We start from the raw sequence: 24,062 nt of genomic DNA on the forward strand, positions 1-24,062 counted from the left end.
TGGCCCATGCTGTGGGAGGTTGAAGGAGTCGTCAACGCTCCGAACGGGTTTTTCGCCCCCGCCGCCCCTACCCGTTCCCATCCATGGGGGCGGCCGCCCCCGGACCCCCGCTTTGGGCGGGGGCGCCCGCCGGGGGGGGGGGGGGGGGGGCCGGGCGGGGGGGGGGGGGGGGCCGGCGGGGGGGGGGGGGGGGTGGATCGGCCTTGACGGCCTCGTCCTCAAACGCCGGACGGGCTGAAAAACCAAGCGCCGGACGGGCTGATAAGCCAAGTGGCGGCTGGCGCCATGCAGCCCAGGTCGGCACCCCAGCCCGTCCGGCGTTTGAGGACGAGCGCGTTCAGCGCGACCTTTCCCACCCGCCGTCCCCCACCCTCCCCGGCAACGCCCGCCACCCCCAGCCCGTCCGGCGCTTGAGGACAAAGCGGGGGTCCGGGGGCGGCAGCCCCCCGGGGATGGGACGGGTAGGGGCGGCGGGGGCGAGGAAAAACTCACCCCGCCGGTGCCACCAACCCACTGATCCGAACCGCTCCCCGCCCTTCCCCCGGATAACGGCTCGTCAGCTCCAGCCTCAGCCCACTCCCCCGCACCACCCCGAACGTGATCACCGTCGCCGCATCGGACCCCTCCGCCCACCGCACCACCGTCTCCCCCACCGGCACATACCCCCCGCCGTCCCACACCGACACCCCCACCGCCCCGGGCAGACTGTGCGTCGCGTCCACCGTGAACGACACCTCCACCCGCGTGAAGTCCCGCACCCTCCCCCAGTCCACCGACACCCAGTCCTCGCCACGCGCCCCGCTGAACGCCGGCAGCAGTGCGGTCGGTGCCTTGTAGAAGGCGTTCGACCAGGCGGTGTCCGGGTTGCCGTCCAGCATCGCGGACGGGAGAGTGTCCGGGCGGCCGGAGTAGCTCGCGTCCGCCAGGGGGTACGTCTGCGGATCCTGGCCCGGGTCCGGCGAGAACGGCGCCGCCGGAGTCAGCGACTTGTCTCTCGTCGACGTCGTGCGGACAGTCACCCTGCCCGGCCGCAGCCCCGCCGATCGCGCCGTCACCCTCAGCCGGCCCGCCTCCGTCCCCGACCGCACCACCGCGAGTGCCTTGCCACGGAAGGCGGTCCGGGTGCTCGCCTGGTAGCGCTCCGCGCTCTCCTCCCGTCCGTTGTCCAGCCCTGCCAGTGAGCCGCCGCCTTCGACCTCGAAGGCCAGCAGGTGCTCGGCGTCCGGTACCAGCACCCCCCTCGCATCGACCACGTCCGCCGTCACGAAGCACAGTGAACGGCCGTCCGCCGCAACGGACTTGCGGTCCGCCGTCAGGCGGATCGCGTGTGGCTCGCCCGCCGTCCGCAGGACGTCCGTCGCCACCACCCGGCCGTTCCGCCTCGCAACCGCCTTCAACTCCCCTGGCGCGTACGGCACATGCCACGTCAGGTGCAGCTTGCCCGCGCTGCCGTTCGGGCTCGTGTAACTGCCGGGCCAGGGGCCCGAGGTGACCGTCTTGTCGTCGCCCGTCGGCTCGGTGGTCTCCAGGTACGCGCGGCCGTCCACCGTTGTCTTCGTGTCGAACCGCCTTGTGCCGCACGACTTTCCGTTCAGGAACAGTTCCACCGTGTCGACGTTCGCGTAGGCCCAGACCTCCACCGTGTCGCCCGGCTCGTGGTTCCACGTCATCGGGAGGAGGTGGACCATCGGTTCGGCCGTCCACTGGCTGCGGAACAGGTGGTACATGTCCTTGGGGAAGCCCGCCGTGTCCACCGCGCCGAAGAAGGACGCCTTCACCGGGAACACGTCGTACGGGGTCGGCTCGCCGATGTAGTCGATGCCCGACCACAGGAACTCCCCCGCGAACCATCGGCGGTCGCGGTCCTTCTTCAGGCCGTACTCGCCGCTCATCGTCCAGGAGGCGAGGTTGTTGTCGTACGAAGAGACCGCCCGCTTGCCCGGTGTGTGGTTCTCCCCTGTGTTGAGGCGGTCAGGTTCCTGGTAGACGCCCCTTGTCGACGTCTCCGACGAGGACTCCGACTCGAACAGGAACAGGTGCGGATAGCGGGCGTGCAGGGCGTCCACCGAGGCCGCCGTGTTGTAGTTGAGGCCCAGGCCGTCGAGTTTGGCCAGGATCAGGTCGCCCGGTGTGCCGGGGGCCGGCACGCTGCGGTGGCGGTGGGAGCCGATCACTATCGGGCGGGTGTCGTCCGCCGCCTTCACCGCCGCTATCAGGCGGTCCGCCATCGCCAGGCCCGAGGTCGAGGTGAACTCGGAGATCTCGTTGCCTATCGACCACATCAGGACGGCCGGTGAGTTGCGGGCCGCCCTCACCATCTCCGTGATGTCCCGGTCCGCCCACTCCTCGAAGAAACGGCCGTAGTCGTAACGGGTCTTGGAGCTGCGCCAGCAGTCGAAGGCCTCCACCATCATCACGATGCCCAGTTCCTCGCAGACCTGGATCATCTCCGGCGAGGGCGGGTTGTGCGAGGTGCGGAAGGCGTTGACGCCCATCGACTTCATGATGGTCATCTGGCGGCGGATCGCGTCGATGTTCACCGCGGCCCCGAGCGCGCCGAGGTCGTGGTGGAGGTCGACGCCCTTGATCTTGTGGTGCACGCCGTTGAGCTGGAAGCCCTCGTCCGGGTCGAAGCGGAAGGTCCGGATGCCGAAGGTCGTGCGGTGGGTGTCGACCGTGGTGCCGCCGACGCGCAGTTCCGTCGTGAGGGTGTAGCGGTGCGGGATCTCGATGTCCCACAACTTCGGTTCTGGGACCGTGAGTTGTGCATCAGTCATCGTCGGTACCGCCGTGGCCTCGACCATGGTCGTCGTCGACGATCTGGCCACCGTGCGGCCTCTCGGGTCGGTTATCCGGGAGATCACCTCGACCTCGGCGGGGGCTCCCGACTCGTTCACCAGCGCGGTCCGCGCCCGGACCACCGCCCGGTCCTCCGTGATCTCCGGCGTGGTGACATACGTACCCCAGCGCTCCACGTGCACCGGCTCGGTCACCACCAGGCGGGCCTCGCGGTAGATGCCGCTGCCCGAGTACCAGCGGCTGCTGGGCAGGCGGTTCTGGACCTTCACCGCGAGGACGTTCTCCGTGGTGCCGTCGGTGTGCAGGAGGTCGGTGAGGTCCAGGGCGAAGCCCGTGTAGCCGTAGGGGTGGCGGCCCGCCTCCGTGCCGTTGCAGTAGACGTACGAGTCCATGTAGACGCCGTCGAACTCCACCGAGATCCGCTTGCCCGCGAGTGCGGGCGGCAGGGTGAAGGTCTGGCGGTACCAGCCGAGGCCGCCGGGGAAGAAGCCGGTGCCGCTGGTCGTGCCGTGGTCGGTGGTCGGGGTGAGTTCGATGCTCCAGTCGTGCGGGACGGCGGTCTCCCGCCACGCCGAGTCGTCGTAACCGGGGTCCGGGGCGTTCGCGTACGCGCCCGTGGGGTCGGTGATCCCGCCCGGATTGACCAGCGCGAATCGCCAGCCGTCCCGGAGCGGGACGGTTCGGCGGCCGGGGCGCGCGGAGGCGTGCGCGTCGGCGGCGGTGCCCAGCAGGGCTCCGGCCGCCGGGGCGGACGTACCGGCTATCAACAGCGATCGGCGAGTGACCGTCATGGCGGCTCTCCCTCATCAGGGCCCAGAAGTACTCACAACTGATCGTTAGCAAACAGATTCTGACGGTGAAGAACATGCACCCGTCAAGGGGCCGGTGGCGTACTTCGGCCTCACCTGTCACAACGGCCTGATTCGGGCCCTCGGGGCGGTCTCCCCGGCGGGCCGGGGGCAGCGGCGTTCCCGACCACACACGGGCAGAACGCACTACTGTGGAACACCAGTGACGTCCCTTGCTCACTGTGAGTGTTCACGATGGAGTGGCGACGATGAGTCCGGTGTACCCGTTCGACGATGCCGCCACGGCTCGGGCCGTCGTCGACGAGCGGGGCACGCTCACGGGCTGGAACGAGGGGGCCCGCCGGCTGCTCGGCTGGTCGGCGGCCGACGTACTGGGCCGCCCCGCCGCCTCCCTGCTGGCCGACGACGACACGGACCGGTCCGGCCGCCCGGCCCTGGACACCTGGCAGGGCACCCTCGCCCTGCGTCACCGCGACGGCAGTACGGTGTCCAGCTGGCTCCTCGCCCACCACCGGCCGGCCCCGGACGGCGGCCGGGCCGACTGGCTCGTCGTCACCCCGTTGGAGGGCGGTCCGCCGCCCGAGGACGACGCGCTGATGCGGGCCGCGCTGGCCCAGGCGCCCTGCGCCACCGCTGTCTACGACGACCGGCTGCGGCTGCACGGTGTGAACGACGCCATGGCCGCCGTCATCGGGCTGCCGCTGGAGCGCATCCGGGGGCTCAGGATCGCCGAGATCGGCGGCCGGGAGCGCAGCGCGGAGCTGGAGCAGCACATGCTCGACGTGCTGACCAGCGGCCGGGCGAAGGACGTACAGACCTATCTGCGGACCGGCGGCGAGAACCACGCGCATGCCTGGCTGGCCCGGCTGGCGCCGCTCAGGGACGCCGAGGGGCGGGTGCGGGGGGTCTGTCTCGCGGCCCACGACTTCACCGAGCAGTACCTCGCCCGGGAGCGGCTGCAGCTGGTCAACGAGGCGAGTGTGCGCATCGGCACCACCCTCGACGTCACCCGGACGGCGCAGGAGCTGGCGGACGTCTGTGTCCCGGCGCTCGCCGATTTCGTCAGCGTCGATCTGCTGGACCCGCCGCAGCACGGCGGCGACCACCGCGCGGCCGAGCTGACCACGCCGATCAGCCTGCGCCGGGCCGCCCACCGCTCGATCCTCCCTGGCAGCCCGGAGGCCGTCGCCAAGCCGGGGCAGCTGGACCGGTACCCCGTCTCCTCCCCGCAGGCCGACTCCCTCCTCGCGGGCCGGACCATCGTGGCCACCGTGCCCTCCGGGGACCTCGAACAGTGGCTGTCCTGGGACACGGCCCGCTTCGAACGGGTCAAGGAGTTCGGCATCCACTCCACGATGTCGGTGCCGATCACGGCGCGCGGTACGACCCTCGGGGTCGCCGTCCTGACCCGGTACCGGCGGCCCGACCCGTTCACGCCGGACGACGTGCTGCTCGCCGAGGAGGTGACCGCGCGGGCCGCCGTCTGCATCGACAACGCCCGCCGGTTCTCCCGCGAACGCGACACCGCCCTCGCCCTGCAGCGCAGCCTGCTGCCCCGGACCCTGCCGCGCACCGCCGCCCTCGAAGCGGCCTCGCGCTATCTCCCGGCGGCCCGGGCCGGAGTGGGCGGCGACTGGTTCGACGTGATCCCGCTGTCCGGGCTGCGGGTCGCGATGGTCGTCGGCGACGTCGTCGGCCACGGCATCCAGGCCTCGGCCACCATGGGCCGGCTGCGCACCGCCGTGCGCACGCTGGCCGACATCGACCTCGCCCCGGACGAGCTGCTCACCCACCTCGACGACCTCGTCGTACGGCTGTCAGCCGAGGCCGGCAGCGAGGGCGGCGGCCCCGGTGAGGTGGGCGCCACCTGTCTGTACGCGGTGTACGACCCGGTGTCGCGGCGCTGCACCCTGGCCCGCGCCGGGCATCCCCCGCCGGTCATGCTCACGCCGGGCGGCGCACCGAAGCAGGTGCGGCTGCCCGCCGGTCCGCCGCTGGGGCTCGGCGGGCTCCCGTTCGAGTCGACGGAGCTGGAGCTGCCCGAGGGCACGGTCCTCGCCCTCTACACGGACGGGCTGATCGAGAGCCGTGAGCGGGACCTGGACGACGGTCACCGGCTGCTGTGCGAGGCGCTGGCCGCGTACGCGGACTCCCTCGACGAGACGTGCGACCGCATTCTGCACACCCTGCTCCCGCCGGGCGGCGCCGCCGACGACGTGGCCCTGCTGCTGGCCCGCACCCAGGGCCTGTCCGCCTCCCGGGTCACGACCTGGGACATCCCGCCCGACCCGGCGCTGGTCGCGCCGATCCGCAAGCAGGTCGGCGAGCAGCTCGACGTGTGGGAGCTGAGCGAGGCCTCGTTCACCACCGAGCTGGTGGTGAGCGAGCTGGTCACCAACGCCATCCGGTACGGCTCGCACCCGATCCGGCTGCGGCTCATCCATGACGCGGCCCGGCTGATCTGCGAGGTCTCCGACAGCAGCCACACGGCCCCGCATCTGCGCCGGGCCCGGACCTTCGACGAGGGCGGCCGGGGCCTGCTGCTGGTCGCCCAGCTCACCGAGCGCTGGGGCAGCAGGCACACCCCCGACGGCAAGACGATCTGGGCGGAGCTGTCGCTCACGGACGAGCCGTGAGGCCGGGCGGCCGTATGCCGCCGGTGTGATTCCTGCCTCGGTGCCGGGTGAACCCTTTTGGTTTCCCGCTGCCGGGCCGCGCCGCTCGCGTTCTTCGGACCGGGCAGCGGTGTCCGACCCGGCCGACGGGCCGGTGTGCGGAGCCTGCTTTGATGGACGGGTTCCGATATTTCCGTCCCGGAGGACCGAACCCTGAACTCCGCGTCCGCCGAGGCCCTGTCCGTCGTCCTGCTCGTCGCCGTGCTGGCCTGTGCCGTCGTCCGCCCCTTCGGGCTCCCGGAGGCGGTCGTCGCGGTGCCCGCCGCCGGGCTCGTCGTCCTCACCGGCGCGATCTCGCCGGAGCACGCCTGGGAGGAGGCCGAGCGGCTCGGGCCGGTGGTCGGCTTCCTCGCGGCGGTGCTGGTGCTGGCCCACTTCTGTGATGTCGAGGGGCTGTTCCGGGCCTGCGGGGCGTGGATGGCGAAGTGGGCGGCGAACCGGCCGGGGCGGCTGCTGACCTCGGTCTTCGTGCTGGCCTCGGCGATCACCGCCGTACTGAGCCTGGACGCGACCGTCGTACTGCTGACCCCGGTGGTGTTCGCCACGGCCGCCCGGAGCGGGGTCCTTGCCAAGCCGCACTCCTACGCCTGCGCGCATCTGTCGAACACGGCGTCGCTGCTGCTGCCGGTCTCCAATCTGACCAACCTGCTGGCGTTCAGCGCGAGCGGGCTGAGCTTCACCCGGTTCGCCGCGCTGATGGCGCTGCCGTGGCTGGTCGCGATCGGCGCCGAGTATCTGGTGTTCCGGCGGTTCTTCGCCGCCGAGCTGGCGGTGCCCGCGCAGGACACCGGGTCCCGTCCGGATGCGGAGGCCGCGGACGAGCCGCCGTTCCCCCTGTTCGCCCTCGTCACCGTGGGCTGCACGCTCGCCGGGTTCGTCGTGGCCTCCGCGGTGGGGATCGACCCGGCGTGGGCGGCGCTCGCGGGGGCGCTCGTGCTCGCCGGGCGGGCGCTGGTGCGGCGGCACGCGACGCCGGTGACGGTGCTGCGGGCCACGGCACCCGGGTTCCTGGCGTTCGTGCTGGCGCTGGGCGTCGTCGTCCGGGCGGTCGTGGACAACGGGCTCGCCGACGCGCTCGGGCGGGTGCTGCCCGACGGGACCGGGCTGCTCGCGCTGCTGGGGATCGCCGCGCTGGCCGCCGTACTCGCCAATCTGATCAACAACCTGCCCGCGGTGCTCGTCCTGCTGCCGCTGACCGCCCCGGCCGGTCCGGGCGCGGTGCTCGCCGTGCTGATCGGGGTGAACATCGGCCCCAACCTGACGTACGCCGGATCGCTGGCGACGCTGCTGTGGCGGCGGATCGTGCACCGGTACGAGCACGAGGTCGGGCTCGGGGAGTTCACCCGGCTCGGGCTGGTCTCCGTACCGGCCGCGCTGGTCCCGGCCGTGGTGGCGCTGTGGGGCTCGCTCGCCGTGCTCGGAAGCTGAGCGGCGGGCGGGCCCCGGTCGTCAGCGGCCTCCCCAGCCGCTGCCGTAGCCGTAGCCGCCGTATCCGTAACCGCCGCCGTAGCCGTTGCTCCCGCCGTTGTACGAGCAGGCGTAGTAGCCGTAGTAGTAGCAGGGCACGTTGCTCGGGTACGAGGCCGAAGGGGTCGGCTGCGACGTCGACGGGGTCGCGGTCGACTTCGTCGCCGTGGGGGTGGGTGTGGGAGTCGGGGTCGGCGTCGGGGAGGGCGCGGGGCTCTTCTTCACGACCGGGGCCCTGGACTCGGTGGCCGCGTCCCAGTTGACGGCCTCCATCTGGAGCGAGGGCGACGAGGAGTCGAAGACCCAGTGCTGGTCGGCGGACTCCTCGCGCGACTTCAGGACCAGCGCGGTCCTGCTCTTGTCGTCGGCGGGGGTCAGCGCCAGGTCCTGGTCCCAGCGCGGGACGAGGGTGCCCTGGAGGGTGAAGTCGTAGCGCACGTTCTTCGTGGCGGGCTGGGCGGTGCCCGTGCAGGGGGCGAGCTGGACCGAGTAGCCGAGGTGGGAGTCGAGGCAGAGGTCCGGGGCGCCGGCGTTGCGCAGCAGGCCGTCCTTCTCGTACGTCCACTGCTGGCCGGCCGCCGCCGAGCAGCTGGTCAGTTCGGTCTCGGCGCCCTTGACGGGCTTGCCGCCGACGATGCCGATGCACAGTCCGGACTCGACGTTGTGCAGCCGGCCGCGCAGGGCGCCCTTGGTGGTCTCGCCCGCGCCGATCCACGACGGGTCGTCGGTGCCCGAGCCGTTGGTGGCGGTGTCGGTGGGGCTGGTCTCGGCGGTGGGTCCCTCGTCGTCGCCGGGGCCGAAGGTGTTCCACAGCACCAGCGGGAGGATGACCAGGGTGCTCACGGTGACGACGGCGAGGGCGCGGTTGCGGCGGCGGACCGCGCGCCGGGCCGCCTTGTGCGCGGAGCGGTGCGATCCGGGGCGGACGACCAGCTCGGTGGAGGCGGGGGCCTCGGTGGGCATGGGCGGGGCCTGGGCGAGGATGCGCGGGACCGGGAGCAGGCTCTCCACGGTGGCGATCTCGACGATCGGCGCCTGCTCGACCTCGATGATGGCGACCTCGGCGGCGCGTCCGGGTCTGGACTCCAGGTAGGCGCGCGCGCCCCAGCCGAGGACGCCCTCGGCGAGGGCGAGGGCGAGGTCGCCGTTGAACTGGTTGAGCTGGTCGGCGGCGTACCGGCAGTGCTTGCAGTCGGCGAGGTGCTTGGCCAGGTCGGGGTCGATGTCCTGGCTGCGGCGGCGGCAGGTGACGTCGATCAGCCGCATGTAGCGGCGGCACTCCTGGCGGGGCACGACCTCGTGGTGGACGTGCAGGCACTCCTCGCGCAGTCGGCCGCGGGCGCGGCCGAGTTCCACGGCGGCGTCGGTGACGCTCAGGCCCAGCAGGGCCGCGGGTATGTCCAGCGGTTCGGCCTCGACCTCGGCGTGCCACAGGAGGCAGCGCTGGGACTGGGAGAGGTTCTGGAACGCCCTGGAGAGCAGCCGCCGGTCGGGGGCGGGCAGCAGCCGGGCGGCGACGCGGTCGCCGCCGCCGGGGGTGGTGCGCAGCTCGGGGTGGAGCATCTCGTGGCGGTGGTCGCCCTCCCACTCGGCGGCGAGCCGGCGCACGGTGACGAGGAGCTGGGGCCGCCAGGCCGAGGTGGGGCCGCTCTGCCGCAGGGACTCACCGAAGAGACGGGTGAACGCGGCGGTGGTGAGCATGCCGGCGGGGCGCGGTCCGCTGGTGCACAGGCGGGCGTAGGCGAAGGCGGCTTCCCAGTGCCGGTCGAGGAGTTCCCCGACGGGATGGAGCGCGGGCGTCGTCCCCGTCCACTTCTTCAGCTCGGCGCTGAGTTCGACATCCGAGGCGTCGTACGCGGGAGCTGGGGTTGGGGAATTCGACAGGCCTGCGTCTTTCACGTCTGCATTCCTCCACGGACAACGCGGGTTTTAGTCCATACCTAGTGGTATGCGACCCTGCCGACGAAACGACAGGATCGGACCAAACGGGGAATCGGCATCGCGAACGCCCGCAGCGGACAGCTCTTTTGGAGCGGGGAGCCAACGGGAACGTCGCGTACGTGCGGGGGAAAATTACTGTCCGCACGCCGACGTGCACACCTTTGCACAGCTCATCGAGCCGGAACAAGAGATCACGCCGTTTTCTGCATTCCGGCACGACGGAAAGCAGTTGACGGCATGTCAATGGGGTGCGCCTTTTGGGATTGCCACTGTATCAACATCCTCATTGCAAACGGTATTCACTTCGCTCAGGGCTGTTTTGCAACCATTGGCAGACGTCCGTCACGGGTGGCGCGAAACCACCCTTCCACGGTGTCCGGCCGTCGCTGTCCTGTGCGTTTGCCCAGCTCACGTTCCGGAGGTGTGGTAGATCTCCGCAACGCACGGCTCCGTCACGGAAGTTGACCGGTTCCTTCACCTCGTGGGCGCGGAACCGCTCCCAAACCAATAGCCGGATCGGTTACCGCGGGTATCCGTCTGGCGAGCGTCCGGTACGCGCCCGGCGGCGTCCCGTGCCGCTCCCGGAACACCCGGTTGAAGTGGAACGGGCTGGCGAAGCCGGAGGCCACGGCGACGCGTTCGACCGGGAGGTCGGTGGCCTCCAGGAGCCGGGCCGCGTGGCCGAGCCGGGCCTCGCGCAGGGCCCGCATCGGGGACCGGCCGAGCTGCTCGGTGAACAGGTGCGCGAACCGCGAGGGCGAGAGCGCGACCCCTTCGGCGAGGGAGCGGACGGTGTGCGGGGCGGCCGGGTCGGCGGCGATGAGCGCCTCGGCCCGGCTCACCCGGGCGTCGATTCCCGGCCGTTGTGGCAGGGGGCGGGCGGCTGCCGAGGCGAGCAGGACGATTTCCTCCAGGGAACAGAGAGCGAGTTCCCGTGCGGCGGTGCCGTGGGCGACGGCTATCGGGCTGTCGGGCGGCGCCGGGAATGCCGAAGCGGGGGCGGAATTGGGCGGCTGTGCGAGGCCGCCCGGCCAGCGGGCGTCGGACAGCATACGGGTGAACGCCGCCGCCATCCGATCGTGCAGGACGTCCGGGACGCCGGCGACGACGAACATGCCGTCACCGACGGCGTACGGGCTCAGCCAGGCCGTCCAGGACGGGCGGGCCCGGCAGTGCGCCCACCAGAACCGCCAGTGCGGGGCGCCGGGCCGGACCAGGTAGCGGTGGCGCACCCCGGGGCCGAGGACGACCAGGTCCCCGGCGCCGGCCCGCGCCTCGGCCGCGCCCTGGGTCAGCAGACCGTGGCCGTCCGTCGTCCAGGTGAACAGCCAACTGTCGGCGCCCTGCGGCCGGTTGACGGCGTACCCCGGTCCCTCGTCGTAGCGCCCGACGGTCACCAGTCCGGGCGGCGGCGCGGGGACAGCGGCCTCGGGCAATCCGTCAGCGTTCACAGGCATCCTCTTCCACAGGGCGGCCCTCCTAGTGTGACGGCGAGTCGCAACGGACCGAAGGAGTGGACGATGACAGTCACAGGCATCGGCGCCGCCGGCGCTCCCATCCTGCCGGAGGAGGGGCGCCGACGGTTCGAGGAGGACGGATTCACCGTCGTACGGGGTCTGTTCGGGTACGAGGAGATCGCCGCCGTCCGCGCCGGGTTCACGGAGCTGCACGCGGCCGGTCCGGTGCCGGGGCATTTCGAGCCGCGCCCCGCCGGGCGGGACGGGCGCCCGGCGGATCCGCTGGCCGCGTATCCGCGCGTGATGCAGCCGCACGAGTTCCACGAGCCGTCGCTCGGCCTGCTGCTCGATCCCCGGCTGCGCGCGGTCCTCGAAGTGCTGCTCGGCGAGGAGGTGCTGGCCGCGCAGAGCATGTTCTACTTCAAGCCGCCTGGCGCCCGGGGCCAGGCCCTGCACCAGGACAACTTCTATCTGCGGGTCGAGCCTGGCACGTGCGTGGCCGCGTGGATCGCCTGCGAGCGGATCGACCGGGACAACGGCGGTCTGGAGGTCGTGCCGGGCACGCACCGGATGGACCTGTTCTGCCCGGAGGAGGCGGACGCGGGGGTGTCCTTCGCCCGGGAGTACGTACCGCCGCCGCCCGGTCTGGCCACGGTGCCGGTGGACATGGACGCGGGTGACGTCCTCTTCTTCAACGGCAGCCTGGTGCACGGCTCACAGCCCAACCGCAGCGCGGACCGGTTCCGCCGGTCGTTCATCGGGCACTACGTGGGGCGCTCGGCGGAGCGGATCGGGCACTTCTACCGGACGATCTCCATGGACGGGGAGCGGGTGGGGTTGCCGGAGAGCGAGGGTGGGGGGCCGTGCGGTACGGAGTTCGGGCCAATGTCCGCACCGCACTGAGCGCTCCGGGGGACGGGTGGTTCGTTCGGCGCGGGCCCGGTGGGGGCTGGTCGCGCAGTTCCCCGCGCCCCTAAGGGCATTTCAGTGGCCGCTGATCCGGTGGGGGGCGTAGGGCTGCTCCAACTCCTCGGTCTCCTTGTCCGTGAGGGTCAGATCGACTGCGGCCACCGCGTCCGTGATGTGGTGGGGCTTCGTCGCGCCGACGATCGGGGACGTGACCGTGTTCTGGTGGAGCAACCAGGCAAGGGCCACCTGGGCGCGGGGGACGTTCCGCTCGGTCGCGATGCGGGCGACCGTGTCGACGATCGTGCGGTCGCCCTCCGGGTAGAGGGTGCGGCCGAAGTCGTCGTGGTCGCTGCGGGCGGTGCTGGTGCCCCACTCGCGGGTGAGGCGGCCCCGGGCGAGCGGGCTCCACGGCAGGACGCCGACGCCCTGGTCGGCGCAGAGGGGCAGCATCTCGCGCTCCTCCTCGCGGTAGAGGAGGTTGTAGTGGTTCTGCATCGACACGAACCGGGTCCAGCCGTGCTCGCGGGCGGTGTACTGGGCCTTCGAGAACTGCCAGGCGTACATCGAACTCGCCCCGATGTAGCGGGCCTTGCCCGCCTTGACGACGTCGTGGAGCGCTTCCATCGTCTCCTCGATGGGGGTGACGGAGTCGTAGCGGTGGATCTGGTAGAGGTCGACGTAGTCGGTGCCGAGGCGGGTGAGGCTGTGGTCGATCTCGGTGAGGATCGCCTTGCGGGACAGTCCGCCGCCGTTGGGCCCGGGCCGCATCCGGCCGTGCACCTTGGTGGCGAGCACGATCTCGTCGCGGCGGGCGAAGTCGGCGAGGGCCCGGCCGACGATCTCCTCGCTGGTGCCGTCCGAGTAGACGTTCGCCGTGTCGAAGAAGTTGATCCCGGCGTCGAGGGCCTGCCGGATCAGCGGACGCGAGTTCTCCTCGTCGAGGGTCCACTCGTGGCTGCCGCGGTCGGGAAGTCCGTAGCTCATGCAGCCCAGACAGATCCGGGACACGTCCAGACCCGTGGAACCGAGCTTCACGTACTGCATCGTTGCTGCTCCTGCCTTCGGCCGGGGTACGCGTACGAGAGCGAGCGTACGTCCCCGCTAGACCGGGTCCGCGAGCGCGTCGCGCAGTTGGGCGCGGCCCGTGATGCCGAGTTTCGGGAAGATGCGGTAGAGGTGGAAGCCGACCGTGCGGGGTGAGAGGAAGATGCGTTCGCCGATCTCACGGTTGGTGAGGCCGGAGGCGGCCAGCCGGGCTATCTGGAGCTGTTGCGGGGTGAGTTCGGCGAGGGCGTCGCGGGGCGCGGTGCTGGTTGTGGCGACGCCGGTCGCCCGCAGTTCGGCGCGGGCGCGTTCGGTCCAGGGGCGGGCGCCGAGCCGCTCGAAGGTGTCAAGTGCGGCGGTGAGCTGCGGGCGGGCCTCCACCGAGCGCCGTCGGCGGCGCAGCCACTCCGCGTAGTCGAGGCGGACCGACGCCCGCTCGACGGGCCACTGTTCCCCTTCCGGGTCGGCGAGCGCGGCCGTGAAGTGCGCCTCGGCCTCGTCCCCGTCGCTCAGCAGGGCGCCCGCCCGGTGCAGTACCGCGTCCAGCCGCGCGGAGATCCGGCCGGCGGCGAGGCGCCCGCGGGTCGCGTCGAGGATGCGGCGGGCCTCGTCGGCGTGGCCGGTGCGGACGGCGGCTGCCGTGAGGTCGGCCAGGTAGTAGTCGGAGGCGTGGAAGTGCACCGGCTGGGGCTCGGCGTCCTGGGTGTAGACGGCCCGGAAGCGGGTGTAGGCGGCGGCGTGGTCGTTCTCGGCGAGGGCAGCGGCCCCGAGGGCGTAGTGCCTGCGCACCTGGAGGCTGCGGGAGTTGGGCAGATCGACGCCGTAGACGGCACGCTGCACGGCGGCCCGGGCCGCCTCGGTGTCGCCGCGCCGGGCGAGGATGGTGGCGGCGACGACCGGCGAGCCGGCCGCCACGATCTCCAGGCCGGCCTCGGCCGCCGTCCGGTACGCCTCGTCGAAGACGTTGCGGGCCCGGGTCCACTGCCCGCTCTCGTACAGGGCCAGCCCGAGGGCGTTGGCGACGGTGGCGTTGGCGCCGGCCGTCGGGGTCCGCCGCAGATGGTCCAGGGCGGCGCCGAGCAGGCGGACGGCCTCGGCGGTCTCGTCCAGGATCCAGGCGGCGGCGCCCACGACGATCAGCCGGGACAGCCGCTGGTCCTGGGAGGTGGCCCCGGGCGGGTTCTCGGTCCAGTCGGTGCCCCTGAGCAGCGCGAGGGCCTGTTCACGGTTGCCGACGGGATCGCAGCCGGCCAGCGCCCACACCCGTCCCGCCTCGTCGTCCTGGGGCGGGACGCGTTCGGTGATCCGCTGGATCCGCTCGCGGAAAGAGGGGTCGCCGGAGTGGTAGGCGGGCGTGGTGGCCGTGCTGAGGGCTTCGAGGGCGAGAACGGGACCGGTCTCGACGGCGGCCTCGGCGACCGGCAGCAGGAAGCCGAGCGAGTCCTCGAAGCGGATGGTCACGGCGAGCGCCCATCCGGCCAGGAGCGAGGCCTGGGCCAGGACGGCCGGGTTCTCGGTGAGGGTGAGGGCGTGGCCGGCCAGTTCGCCGACCCAGCGCGGATGCCCGGCGTGCATCGCCATGGTCGCGGCCCGCACCAGGCGCCCGGCACGGACGTCCGGGTCGGGGCTGAGCCGGGCCGCCCGTTCGAGGGCTGCGGCGGCGCCCGCGTAGCCGCCCCGGCGCTGGGCGCGGCCCGCGCTGTCCTCCAGGCCCTGGGCGGCCTCCTCGTCGACGCCGAGGACGGCGGCGGCGCGGTGCCAGGCGCGGCGGTCGGGGTCGCCGGTGAGGGCGTCGGCGAGGCCGGTGTGGGCCGCGTGGCGTTCGGCGTAGCTCGCGGACTGGTAGACGGCGGAGCGGATCAGGGGGTGCCGGAAGCGGAGTGTGCCGTCGTCGATGCGGACGAGTCCGGCGCGTTCGGCGGGCCGCCAGTCGGCGGGGGCGGCGGTGTGTCCGGCGGCGGCGAGGATGACGGGCAGTTCGGCCGTCTCGGCGGCTGCCGCGAGCAGCAGCAACCAGCGGGTGGGCGGCGGGAGTTCGGGCAGGTCGGCGGCGAAGATCGCCTCCAGGCGGTCGGTGAGGGGCAGTTCGTCGGTGGCGCCGTCCTGTCCGGCGTCGGGGTCGCGGCTCACCGCGCGGGCGAGTTCGACGAGGGCGAGGGGGACACCGGCCGCCTGGTCGAGGATGCGGGTGCGGGCGCGGCCGACGGGGGGTTCGGGCTGGAGGTCGAGAAGGCGCCCCGCGGCGGCCGGGGGCAGCGGCTCGACGCTCAACCGCCTTCTCTCGTGCGCGAGTTGCTGGGGTACGGCGTCGTCCCGGGCGGCGAGGACCATCGCGACCGGCTCCCCTTCGAGGCGGCGGGCGACGAAGGCGAGGACATCGAGGGTGCCCACGTCGAGCCAGTGGGCGTCGTCGATCACGAGGAGCAGGGGTTCCCTGCTCGCCGCGTCGGAGAGCAGGGTGAGGGCGCCGAGCGCGGTGAGCAGCGGGTCGGCGGCGGTGTCCCGGGGCTGTTCGGGGTCCAGCCCGAACACGTCGAGCAGGGCGGCCCGTTGGCGAACGGGCAGGCCGTCGGCGAGGTCCAGGACGGGGCGCAGGAGCTGGTGCAGTCCGGCGAACGGCAGCCCGGACTCGCCCTCGCAGCCCCGGCAGCGCAGGACACGCAGTCCGGCCCGGTGGGCGGCGCGTCCGGCGGCGTCGAGCAGCACGCTCTTGCCCGCGCCGGGGCCGCCGGTCACGACCAGGACGGCGGGCAGGGTGTCGGGCCGGGCGGCGGGGCGGGCCGGTTCGGCGACGGCCTCGCTCACCAGGTCGGCGAGGAGGGCGAGTTCGGTGTCACGGCCGACGATCCACTCCTCTCCGGGACGGGAGGGGCTCATGCGGCGGCACCGGTGGGGCAGGCCGACGAGTCGCGTAATGCCGACGCGTTGCGGTCTCCGTTCATGTCATGACCATAGACGCCCAGGCAACTGACTCACGAGTCAGGAGGGGCGGACCCGGGGCCGACTTGACCGGACGCGTTCCGGCGGCTTGGATCTTGATCATGTCAAGGTCCGTACCCGCGATCGATGGAGCGGACGTGCCCGCCGGGGGCGTACCCCGCGTCGGACATCCCGGGACGGCGGTGGTCGCACTGGCGGCCGTCTGTGCGGTCCTGTGGGGGCTGACGGCCTGCGCTTCCCCGCCGGAGGACGGGTCCGAGCCGGACCCGACGCCCTCGCCCACCACGTCGGCCGGGGTCCGGTTGCCCCCGACGCCCGCCGGGTTCGACTACCAGATCGGCGGCGCCTACCCGCCCCCGAAGGGCGTGCGCATCGTCAGCCGGGACCGTACGGCGGCTCCCGCGCCCGGGCTCTACAACATCTGCTACGTCAACGCCTTCCAGGCCCAGCCCGACGCCGAGCGGTCCTGGCCCGCCGAGCTGCTGCTGCGGGACGCGAACGGCGACCCGGTCGTGGACGAGGACTGGGACGAGGCGCTGCTCGACATCGGTACGGCGGCGAAGCGGGCGCGGATCGCGGCGCGGGTGAACGAGTGGATCGACGGCTGCGCCGACCGGGGCTTCGACGCGGTCGAGCCCGACAACTACGACAGCTACACCCGCTCCGACGACCTCCTCACCGCCGCTGACGCGACCGCCTTCGTCACCCTCATCTCCCGGCACGCGCACGCACGCGGGCTGGCCGTCGGCCAGAAGAACACCGTGGAGCTGGCCGGGCAGCGGAAGAAGGCCGGGCTGGACTTCGCGGTCGCGGAGGAGTGCGGCGAGTTCGACGAGTGCGGGGAGTACGCCGCGGCGTTCGACGACCGGGTCGTCGTGATCGAGTACACCGACTCCGGGCTGCGCAAGGCCGTCGCGGGCTTCGGCGACCGGCTGAGCATCGTCCGCCGGGACGTCGACGTGTCGACCCCGGACAGCGACAAGTACGTCCGCCGGACCCGCTGACCGGTCAACACCCTTGATATCGGCCGGAGTTGCGGCCGAAACAGGGTAATCGCCTCTGCTCTCGCGGTACTCCTGCTTGAATGAGGGGGCTTCACAGAATCCGCACAGACCGACCGATCCTCGGCCTGCGACCGGGGCTCTGCTGAAGGGTGTTGGGTTGATCCTCAAAGGGCGTGCGGTGGAGCGGGAGTCGCTCGACCGCCTCGTCGCCGATCTCCGCGCGGGGCTGAGCCGGGCCGTGCTGCTGCGCGGCGACGCCGGGATCGGCAAGACCGTACTGCTCGACCACGCGGCCACCGAGGCGGCCGGGTTGCGGGTGCTGCGGATATCCGGCGTCGAGGCCGAGGCCGGTTTCCCCTTCGCCGCGCTGCACCGGCTGCTCGTACCGTTCCTGGACGGGCTCAAGGAGCCCGGCCCGCTGTCGGCCGCCCAGCGCGAGGCGTTGCGGGTGGCGTGCGGGCTGGCCGACGGACCGCCCGCCGACGGCTTCCTCGTCGGCCTCGCGACCCTCACCCTGCTCGCCGAGGCGGCGAAACGGCGGCCGGTGCTGGCGCTGGTCGACGACGCCCAGTGGCTCGACGAGGAGTCCCTGGGCGTGCTGGCGTTCGTCGGCCGCCGGGTGCACGCGGAGGGCGTCGGACTGCTGTTCGCCGCGCGCACCGGGTTCGACGTACCGGCGGGGCTGCCCGTCACCGAAGTCACCGGGCTGGCCGAGCCGTTCGCGCTGGAGCTGCTGCGCGAGGCGGTCGCCGGGCCGCTGGACGCACGGGTCGCGGCGCGGATCGTGACCGCCACCGCCGGGAACCCCCTCGCGCTCGCGGACCTCGGCCAGGAACTCTCCGCCGACCAGCTGGCGGGCGGGCTCGCGCTGCCCGAACCCCTCCCGGTGGGCGGGCGGTTGGAGGCGCACTACCTGCAACAGGTGCGCGCGCTGCCGGAGTCGGCGCAGACCTGGCTGCTGCTGGCCGCCGCCGAGCCGGGCGGCGACCTCGGCTACGTCACGGGCGCGGCCGAGCGGCTCGGCATCGGCCCCGAGGCGTCCGGCCCGGCGGAGGCGGCCCGTCTTGTGGTACTGCGGTCCGCCGTCGCGTTCCGGCATCCGCTGGTGCGGTCGGCGGTGTACGGGGGTGCCACGAGCGTGGCGCGGCGGCGTGCCCATCTCGCGCTGGCCGACGCCACCGACCGCCCGGCCGACAGCGACCGGCGGGCCTGGCACCTGGCCGCCGCCGCGCTCGGCCCGGACGCCGAGGTCGCGGCGGAGGTGGAGCGCGCGGCCGACCGGGCGGGCGCCCGGGGCGGGTTCGCGGCCCGCGCCACCTTCCTCACCCGGGCCGCCGAGCTGACCCCCGAGGACCGGGTGCGGGCCGGGCGGCTGCTGGCGGCGGCGGAGGCCGCGCTGCGGGCCGGGGCACCTCTGCAGGCGGAGTCGCTGGTCGACGCGGTGGACGTCGAGCTGCTCGACGCGGTGGGCCGGGGCCGGATACTGCTGGTCCGGGCATACGCGATCCTGGCGCTGGGCGACGCGGACTCGTTCTCACGGGCGCCCGCGCTGTGCCTGCGGGCGGCGCAGCTGCTCGCCGAGGGGGCACCGGATCTCGCCCGCCAGGCGTTCCTCCAGGCGATCCAGGGTGTCATCACCGCGGAGCACCTGATCCGGGACACCTCACCGCCCGAGATCGCCCGGGCCATCGAGACGCTCGTGCCCCGCTCGGCTCCCGCCACCGGTGTCGATCTCGTGCTGCGCGCGTTCGCCGTACTGGCCCTCGACGGCTACGAGAGCGCGGTCCCGCATCTGCGGCGGGCCTGCGCGATGGTGCTCGACCCGCGCACGCCCGACGAAGCGGTGCTGCGGGCCTTTCTGCCCACGATCACCATGTCGATGATCCGGTGGGACGAGCGGACCCAGACGGCGGTGATGCGCCGGGCCGCCGACGTGGCCCGGGCCACCGGCGCGCTCACCCAGCTGGACATCGCCCTGTACTGCTGGGTGATGTCCGAGACGAACCTCGGCGAGCTGTCCGCCGCCGACGCCCTGCACGCCGAGGGCAACCAGATCCGGGCGGCGATCGGCGCGACCGACGACGTGTGGGCGATCTACCGGCACCCCGAACTCCTGGCCTGGCACGGCGACTCGGAGAACCTGGACGACATCCTGCGCGGCTCGATGGAGGCGGGGACCTGGCTCGGCAACGGCGCCGTCGAGTCGATCGCCCGGATCGGCATGACCGTGCTCGCGCTGAGCCGCGGCGACTACGCGACGGCCCGCGACCACACCAGGACCCTGGTCGAGCACGACCGGTACGGCATCCACTCCCGGCTCCTCCCCCACCTCGTCGAGGCCGCCGTGCGCTGCGGCGACCGGGTCCTCGCCACGACCGCCCTGGACACGCTCACCTCCCGGGCGACGGCCGCCGGCACCCCCTGGGGGCTGGGCGTGCTGGCCCGCTGCCGCGCCCTGCTCGCCCCGGCGGACGAGGCCGAAGCGCTCTACGCCGAGGCGATCGAACTGCTGGCCGACACCCGGGCCCGGTCCGATCTGGCGGTCGCCCACCTCCACTACGGCGAGTGGCTGCGCCGACGCAAGCGCCGCAAGGACGCCCGCGAGCAACTCCGTACGGCGGTGGGCCTGTTCGACGCGATGGGCGCCACCGGCCTCTCGGCGCGCACCGCGCAGGAGCTGGCCGCGACGGGCGAGCACCCCCGGCGCGGGCCCGCCGGGACGGCCAGCGCGCTCACCCCGCAGGAACTCACGGTCGCCCGGCTCGCGAAGGGCGGCGCGACCAACGCGGAGATCGCCGCCCAGCTGTTCATCAGCGCGAGCACCGTCGACTACCACCTCCGGAAGATCTTCCGGAAGCTGGAGGTGACCTCCCGGCGCCAGCTCTCCCGCGCCCCGGGGCTCTGATCCGGGGTCACGACTACGCGCTCCACGGGATGCGGGGCCCGCCGGGTCCGGCGAGGCTCGGGGGGTCGGAAAAATCGCGCAGACGGGAGCACACCCCCCATGCCATACGTCACCGCAGCGGACGGCGCCGAGATCTTCTACAAGGACTGGGGCCAGGGCCGCCCGGTCGTCCTGAGTCACGGCTGGCCGCTGAACTCGGACAGCTGGGAGGCCCAGCAGCTGTTCCTGGCCACCCACGGCTTCCGGGTGATCGCCCACGACCGGCGCGGCCACGGCCGCTCCACCCAGACCTGGCACGGCAACGAGATGAACACCTACGCCGACGACCTGGCCACCCTCGTCGACACCCTCGACCTGCGGGACGCGACCCTCGTCGGGTTCTCGACCGGCGGCGGCGAGGTCGCCCGCTATGTCGGCCGGCACGGCACCGGGCGCCTCGCGCAGCTCGCGCTGGTGTCCGCCGTACCGCCCTTCATGCTCAAGACGGACGACAACCCGGGCGGGGTGCCGGGCGAGGTGTTCGACGGGATCCGGGCCGGTTCGCTGGCCGACCGCTCGCAGCTGTACCGGGATCTCGCCGACGGGCCGTTCTTCGGCCACAACCGGCCCGGCGCCAACGTCTCGCAGGGCATCCGGGACGCCTTCTGGCGGCAGAGCCTCCAGGCCGGGCACCGCAACGCCTACGAGAGCGTCGCCGCCTTCTCCGCCACCGACTTCCGCGCCGACCTCGACGCCTTCGACGTGCCGACGCTGATCGTGCACGGCGACGACGACCAGGTCGTGCCGATCGACGTCGGCGGCCGGGCCTCGGCGGCGCGGATCAAGTCGGCGACGCTCAAGGTCTATCCGGGCGCCCCGCACGGCATCACGGACACGCACAAGGACCAACTGAACGCGGACCTCCTCGACTTCCTCAACTCCTGATTCCCGGAAGGAACTTCGTGAGCATGCGACTCCACCGCACCCTGGGCACGGTCATCGCGAGCTGCGCCCTGGTCGTCGGACTGACCGGCGCCGTCGCACACTCCTCCCCCGCGCCCTCCGCCGCGTCCTCGGCATCGGAGAAGGGCGCTCCCAAGCCGACCGTCGTCCTCGTCCACGGGGTGTTCGCCGACGCGTCGGGCTGGAACGCCACCATCAAGTCCCTTCAGGACGCCGGATTCCCGGTGATCGCCCCGGCCAACCCGCTGCGCGACCTGACCGCCGACTCCGCCTACGTCTCGTCGGTCGTGGCGAGCATCCCGGGGCCGGTGATCCTGGTGGGCCACTCCTACGGCGGCGAGGTCGTCACCAACGCGGCGCGCGGCCGGGCCAACGTCAAGGCGCTGGTGTACGTCGCCGCCTTCGCGCCCGACCAGGGCGAGACCGCGCTCGACCTGGCCGGGAAGTTCCCCGGCAGCAAGCTGCCGGAGTCCCTGCTGGTGCGGACGTATCCGCAGCCGGGCGCCGACGACGGCCACGACGGCTACATCGACCCGGCGAAGTTCCACGACGTCTTCGCCCAGGATCTGCCGAGGAAGACGACCCGGCTCATGGCGGCGGCCCAACGACCGGGCAGCCTCGAAGGGTTGAGCAGCGGCAGCGGCGTACCGGCCTGGAAGACCCTGCCGTCCTGGTACGTCATCCCGACCGCCGACAACGTCATCCCGCCGGCCGTCCAGCGCTTCATGGCCGAGCGGGCCGGCAGCCGGACCGTCGAGGTCAAGGGGGCCTCGCACGTCGTGATGATGTCCCGCCCGGAGGCGGTCGTCCGCCAGATCAAGGCCGCGTACCGCGCCACCGACTGAGGAACACCAGGAAGCACCGAGAACCACTGAGAACCATTAGGGAGCACTGAGGAGCAACGATGAGCACTCCCGACACCATCGTCCTGATCCACGGTTTCTGGGTGACACCCCGCAGCTGGGAGCAGTGGGTCGCCCACTACGAGAAGCGCGGCTACCGCGTCATCGCGCCCGCCTACCCGGGCTTCGAGGTCGAGGTCGAGTCGCTGAACGCGGACCCGACACCGGTCGAGCAGGTCACGGTCCCGCAGATCGTCGAGACCCTGGAGAACGTCGTCCGGTCCCTGGACAAGCCGCCGATCCTCATCGGCCACTCGGCGGGCGGCGTCTTCGTGCAGCTGCTGCTCGACCGGGGTCACGGAGCGGCGGGCGTGGCGATCAACTCCGCGCCCACGGAAGGGGTCGCGGTGCTGCCGCTGACCCAGATCAAGGCCGCCTTCCCGGTCCTGAAGAACCCGGCCAACCGGCACCGGGCGGTCGGGCTGAACTTCGAGCAGTGGCACTACGCGTTCACCAACACGTTCGAGGAGACCGAGTCGAGGCGGCTGTACGAGCGGTACGCGGTACCGGCGTCCGGCAGCATCTTCTTCGACAGCGCCCTGGCCACCCTGCGCCCGGGCCACCAGAGCACGTACGTCAACTACCACAACGACGAGCGGGCGCCGCTGCTGTTCGTCTCGGGTGAGCTGGACCATCTGATGCCGCCCAAGGTGCAGCAGTCCAATGCCAAGCACTACAAGTCGAAGACGGTGACGGAGGTCAAGGAGTACGCGGGCCGGCCGCATCTCCTCCCCGCCGCTCCAGGCTGGGAGGAGATCGCGGACGACGTCCTTGAGTGGGCGGTCCAGCACGCGCGGTAGACCGTCAGGCGGTAGACCGTCAGTCAGGAGCCCGGGGCGGCCGGACACCGGCCGCCCCGGGCATCCGCACCCCGGAGGGAACCCGTATGACCGAGGCCCGTGTCACCCACATCGGCGGCCCGACCGCGCTGATCGAGGCGGGCGGCTGGCGGCTGCTGACCGACCCGACGTTCGACCCGCCCGGCCGGCGCTACTCCTTCGGCTGGGGCACCTCGTCGGTGAAGACCTCGGGACCGGCGCTTCCGGCCGCCGAACTCCCGCCGCTGGACGCCGTGTTGCTCACCCACGACCACCACGGCGACAACCTGGACACGGCGGGCCGGGCCCTGCTGCCGGGCGCGGACGTCGTCCTGACGACACCGTCGGGGGCGCGCAGACTCGGCGGCAACGCGCACGGCCTCGCCCCCTGGACGACGTACCGCCTCACCGCCCCCGGCCGCCCGACGATCGAGGTCACGGCGACCCCGGCCCGGCACGGCCCGCCCCTCTCCCACCCGGTCGTCGGCGACGTCACGGGCTTCGCCCTGCGCTGGGAGGGACAGCGGCACGGCGCGCTGTGGATCTCCGGGGACACCGTCCTGTACGGCGGAGTGCGCGAGGTCGCCCACCGGCTGACCGTCGGCACGGCCCTCCTCCACCTCGGCGGCGTCCGCTTCCCGCTGACCGGTCCCCTGCGCTACACGATGACGGCGGCCCAAGCGGTGTCCCTGTGCGGGGAGTTGAGGCCCCGGCTCGCGCTGCCCGTGCACTACGAGGGCTGGCGGCACTTCCAGGAGGGGCGGCGGTCGATCGAGGCGGAACTGGCGAAGGCGCCCGGCGACATCCGGGAGCGGTTCCGCTGGCTGCCGATGGGCGCTCCGCTGGACATCACCGTGTGACGCGCTCGCCCAATTGTCTTGCGGCAAGCAGCTCCAGCCCCCGCTCCCACCCGAACTCCGCCCGCCCATCGCCCACTTGGACCTCACCGGCGTACGGATCGCCGAACCGCACCCCCATCCCGCCCAGCCGTTCCAGGCTCGCCCGGTACGCGGGATGGGCGGCCAACGCCTCGCCCACGCACGGCAGTACGGCGATCGGCACCCCCATCCCGTACACCTCGCACAGGGTGCCCAGGGCGAGGGTGTCGGCGATGCCGGCCGCCCATTTGTTGACGGTGTTGAAGGTGGCGGGCGCGACGAGCACGGCGTCGGGGGCCGGAAAGGGCCGCGGGTCACCGGGCTTTCGCCACGCGGACCGGATCGGGCGGCCGGTCTGCGCCTCGACGGCGGCCGGGTCGAAGAAGCCGAGGGCGAGCGGCGTCGCGATGACCCCGACCTCCCAGTCGCGTTCCTGTGCGGCGGTGATCAACTTGCTGATGTCGGAGGCGATTCCGGCGGCGCAGACAATGACGTAGAGGAAGGGTTTCGGGGCCCGGTGGGTCGGCTCGGTCATCCGGAAACCCTAAATGAGTTGCCGGTGACCGGGCCCC

The 24,062-nt window shown here is 72.7% G+C and carries 15 protein-coding genes; 9 read left to right on the top strand and 6 right to left on the bottom strand.

Annotated elements, in window-relative coordinates:
- Nucleotides 1-488 precede the first annotated feature (488 nt).
- On the bottom strand, nt 489-3,590 hold the full coding sequence (locus CW359_RS42430; RefSeq protein WP_105975605.1) for a glycoside hydrolase family 2 TIM barrel-domain containing protein: 3,102 nt from the start codon (nt 3,588-3,590) through the stop codon (nt 489-491).
- 266 nt (nt 3,591-3,856) lie between these two features.
- On the opposite strand from CW359_RS42430, the gene CW359_RS42435 reads away from it, so the two are divergent.
- Nucleotides 3,857-6,244 carry a SpoIIE family protein phosphatase gene (locus CW359_RS42435; protein ID WP_105975606.1) on the top strand — a complete coding sequence of 796 codons (2,388 nt, stop codon included), beginning with the start codon at nt 3,857-3,859 and terminating at the stop codon, nt 6,242-6,244.
- Between the two features lie 192 nt (nt 6,245-6,436).
- On the top strand, nt 6,437-7,711 hold the full coding sequence (locus CW359_RS42440) for an arsenic transporter (RefSeq protein WP_198655583.1): 1,275 nt from the start codon (nt 6,437-6,439) through the stop codon (nt 7,709-7,711).
- 21 nt (nt 7,712-7,732) lie between these two features.
- Here the strand turns inward: CW359_RS42440 and CW359_RS42445 are convergent, their stop codons facing one another.
- Together CW359_RS42445 and CW359_RS42450 are read right to left on the bottom strand one after the other, a co-directional pair.
- Nucleotides 7,733-9,649, bottom strand: a complete 1,917-nt coding sequence (locus tag CW359_RS42445; protein ID WP_105975608.1) for a ricin-type beta-trefoil lectin domain protein — start codon at nt 9,647-9,649, stop codon at nt 7,733-7,735.
- 494 nt (nt 9,650-10,143) lie between these two features.
- Nucleotides 10,144-11,148, bottom strand: a complete 1,005-nt coding sequence (locus CW359_RS42450) for a helix-turn-helix domain-containing protein (RefSeq protein ID WP_105975609.1) — start codon at nt 11,146-11,148, stop codon at nt 10,144-10,146.
- 63 nt (nt 11,149-11,211) lie between these two features.
- Between CW359_RS42450 and CW359_RS42455 the strand changes: the two genes are divergently transcribed.
- Nucleotides 11,212-12,051 carry a phytanoyl-CoA dioxygenase family protein gene (locus CW359_RS42455; RefSeq protein ID WP_105975610.1) on the top strand — a complete coding sequence of 280 codons (840 nt, stop codon included), beginning with the start codon at nt 11,212-11,214 and terminating at the stop codon, nt 12,049-12,051.
- Nucleotides 12,052-12,132: 81 nt separating this feature from the next.
- On the opposite strand, the gene CW359_RS42460 is transcribed toward CW359_RS42455, so the two are convergent.
- Nucleotides 12,133-13,101 (bottom strand): aldo/keto reductase, encoded by a 969-nt coding sequence (locus CW359_RS42460; RefSeq protein WP_105975611.1) that lies wholly within the window; start codon nt 13,099-13,101, stop codon nt 12,133-12,135.
- A 57-nt stretch (nt 13,102-13,158) separates the two neighbouring features.
- Entirely contained in the window at nt 13,159-15,978 is a 2,820-nt protein-coding gene (locus tag CW359_RS42465) for a helix-turn-helix transcriptional regulator (RefSeq protein WP_105975612.1), read from the bottom strand.
- A 164-nt stretch (nt 15,979-16,142) separates the two neighbouring features.
- Here CW359_RS42465 and CW359_RS42470 point away from each other — a divergent pair, with 164 nt between their 5' ends.
- The 6 genes from CW359_RS42470 (at nt 16,143) to CW359_RS42495 (ending at nt 23,472) form a co-directional block, all read left to right on the top strand.
- The gene (locus CW359_RS42470) at nt 16,143-17,045 is read left to right on the top strand and encodes an endo alpha-1,4 polygalactosaminidase (RefSeq protein ID WP_232838845.1); all 903 of its coding nucleotides are present in this window, start codon (nt 16,143-16,145) and stop codon (nt 17,043-17,045) included.
- 157 nt (nt 17,046-17,202) lie between these two features.
- Nucleotides 17,203-19,950, top strand: coding sequence for an ATP-binding protein (locus CW359_RS42475; protein ID WP_105975614.1), 2,748 nt, complete (start codon nt 17,203-17,205; stop codon nt 19,948-19,950).
- Nucleotides 19,951-20,049: 99 nt separating this feature from the next.
- Nucleotides 20,050-20,874 (top strand): alpha/beta fold hydrolase, encoded by an 825-nt coding sequence (locus tag CW359_RS42480; protein ID WP_105975615.1) that lies wholly within the window; start codon nt 20,050-20,052, stop codon nt 20,872-20,874.
- A 23-nt stretch (nt 20,875-20,897) separates the two neighbouring features.
- The gene (locus CW359_RS42485; RefSeq protein ID WP_105975616.1) at nt 20,898-21,737 is read left to right on the top strand and encodes an alpha/beta fold hydrolase; all 840 of its coding nucleotides are present in this window, start codon (nt 20,898-20,900) and stop codon (nt 21,735-21,737) included.
- A 59-nt stretch (nt 21,738-21,796) separates the two neighbouring features.
- Nucleotides 21,797-22,594, top strand: a complete 798-nt coding sequence (locus CW359_RS42490; protein WP_105975617.1) for an alpha/beta hydrolase — start codon at nt 21,797-21,799, stop codon at nt 22,592-22,594.
- Nucleotides 22,595-22,680: 86 nt separating this feature from the next.
- The gene (locus CW359_RS42495; protein WP_105975618.1) at nt 22,681-23,472 is read left to right on the top strand and encodes an MBL fold metallo-hydrolase; all 792 of its coding nucleotides are present in this window, start codon (nt 22,681-22,683) and stop codon (nt 23,470-23,472) included.
- Here CW359_RS42495 and CW359_RS42500 read toward each other — a convergent pair.
- A complete protein-coding gene (locus CW359_RS42500) occupies nt 23,462-24,025 on the bottom strand; it encodes a flavoprotein (RefSeq protein ID WP_105975619.1) in 564 nt (187 codons plus the stop codon). The genes CW359_RS42495 and CW359_RS42500 overlap by 11 nt on opposite strands.
- Between the last annotated feature and the right edge of the window lie 37 nt (nt 24,026-24,062).

This window comes from Streptomyces geranii (genome assembly GCF_002954775.1).
Classification (GTDB): domain Bacteria; phylum Actinomycetota; class Actinomycetes; order Streptomycetales; family Streptomycetaceae; genus Streptomyces; species Streptomyces geranii.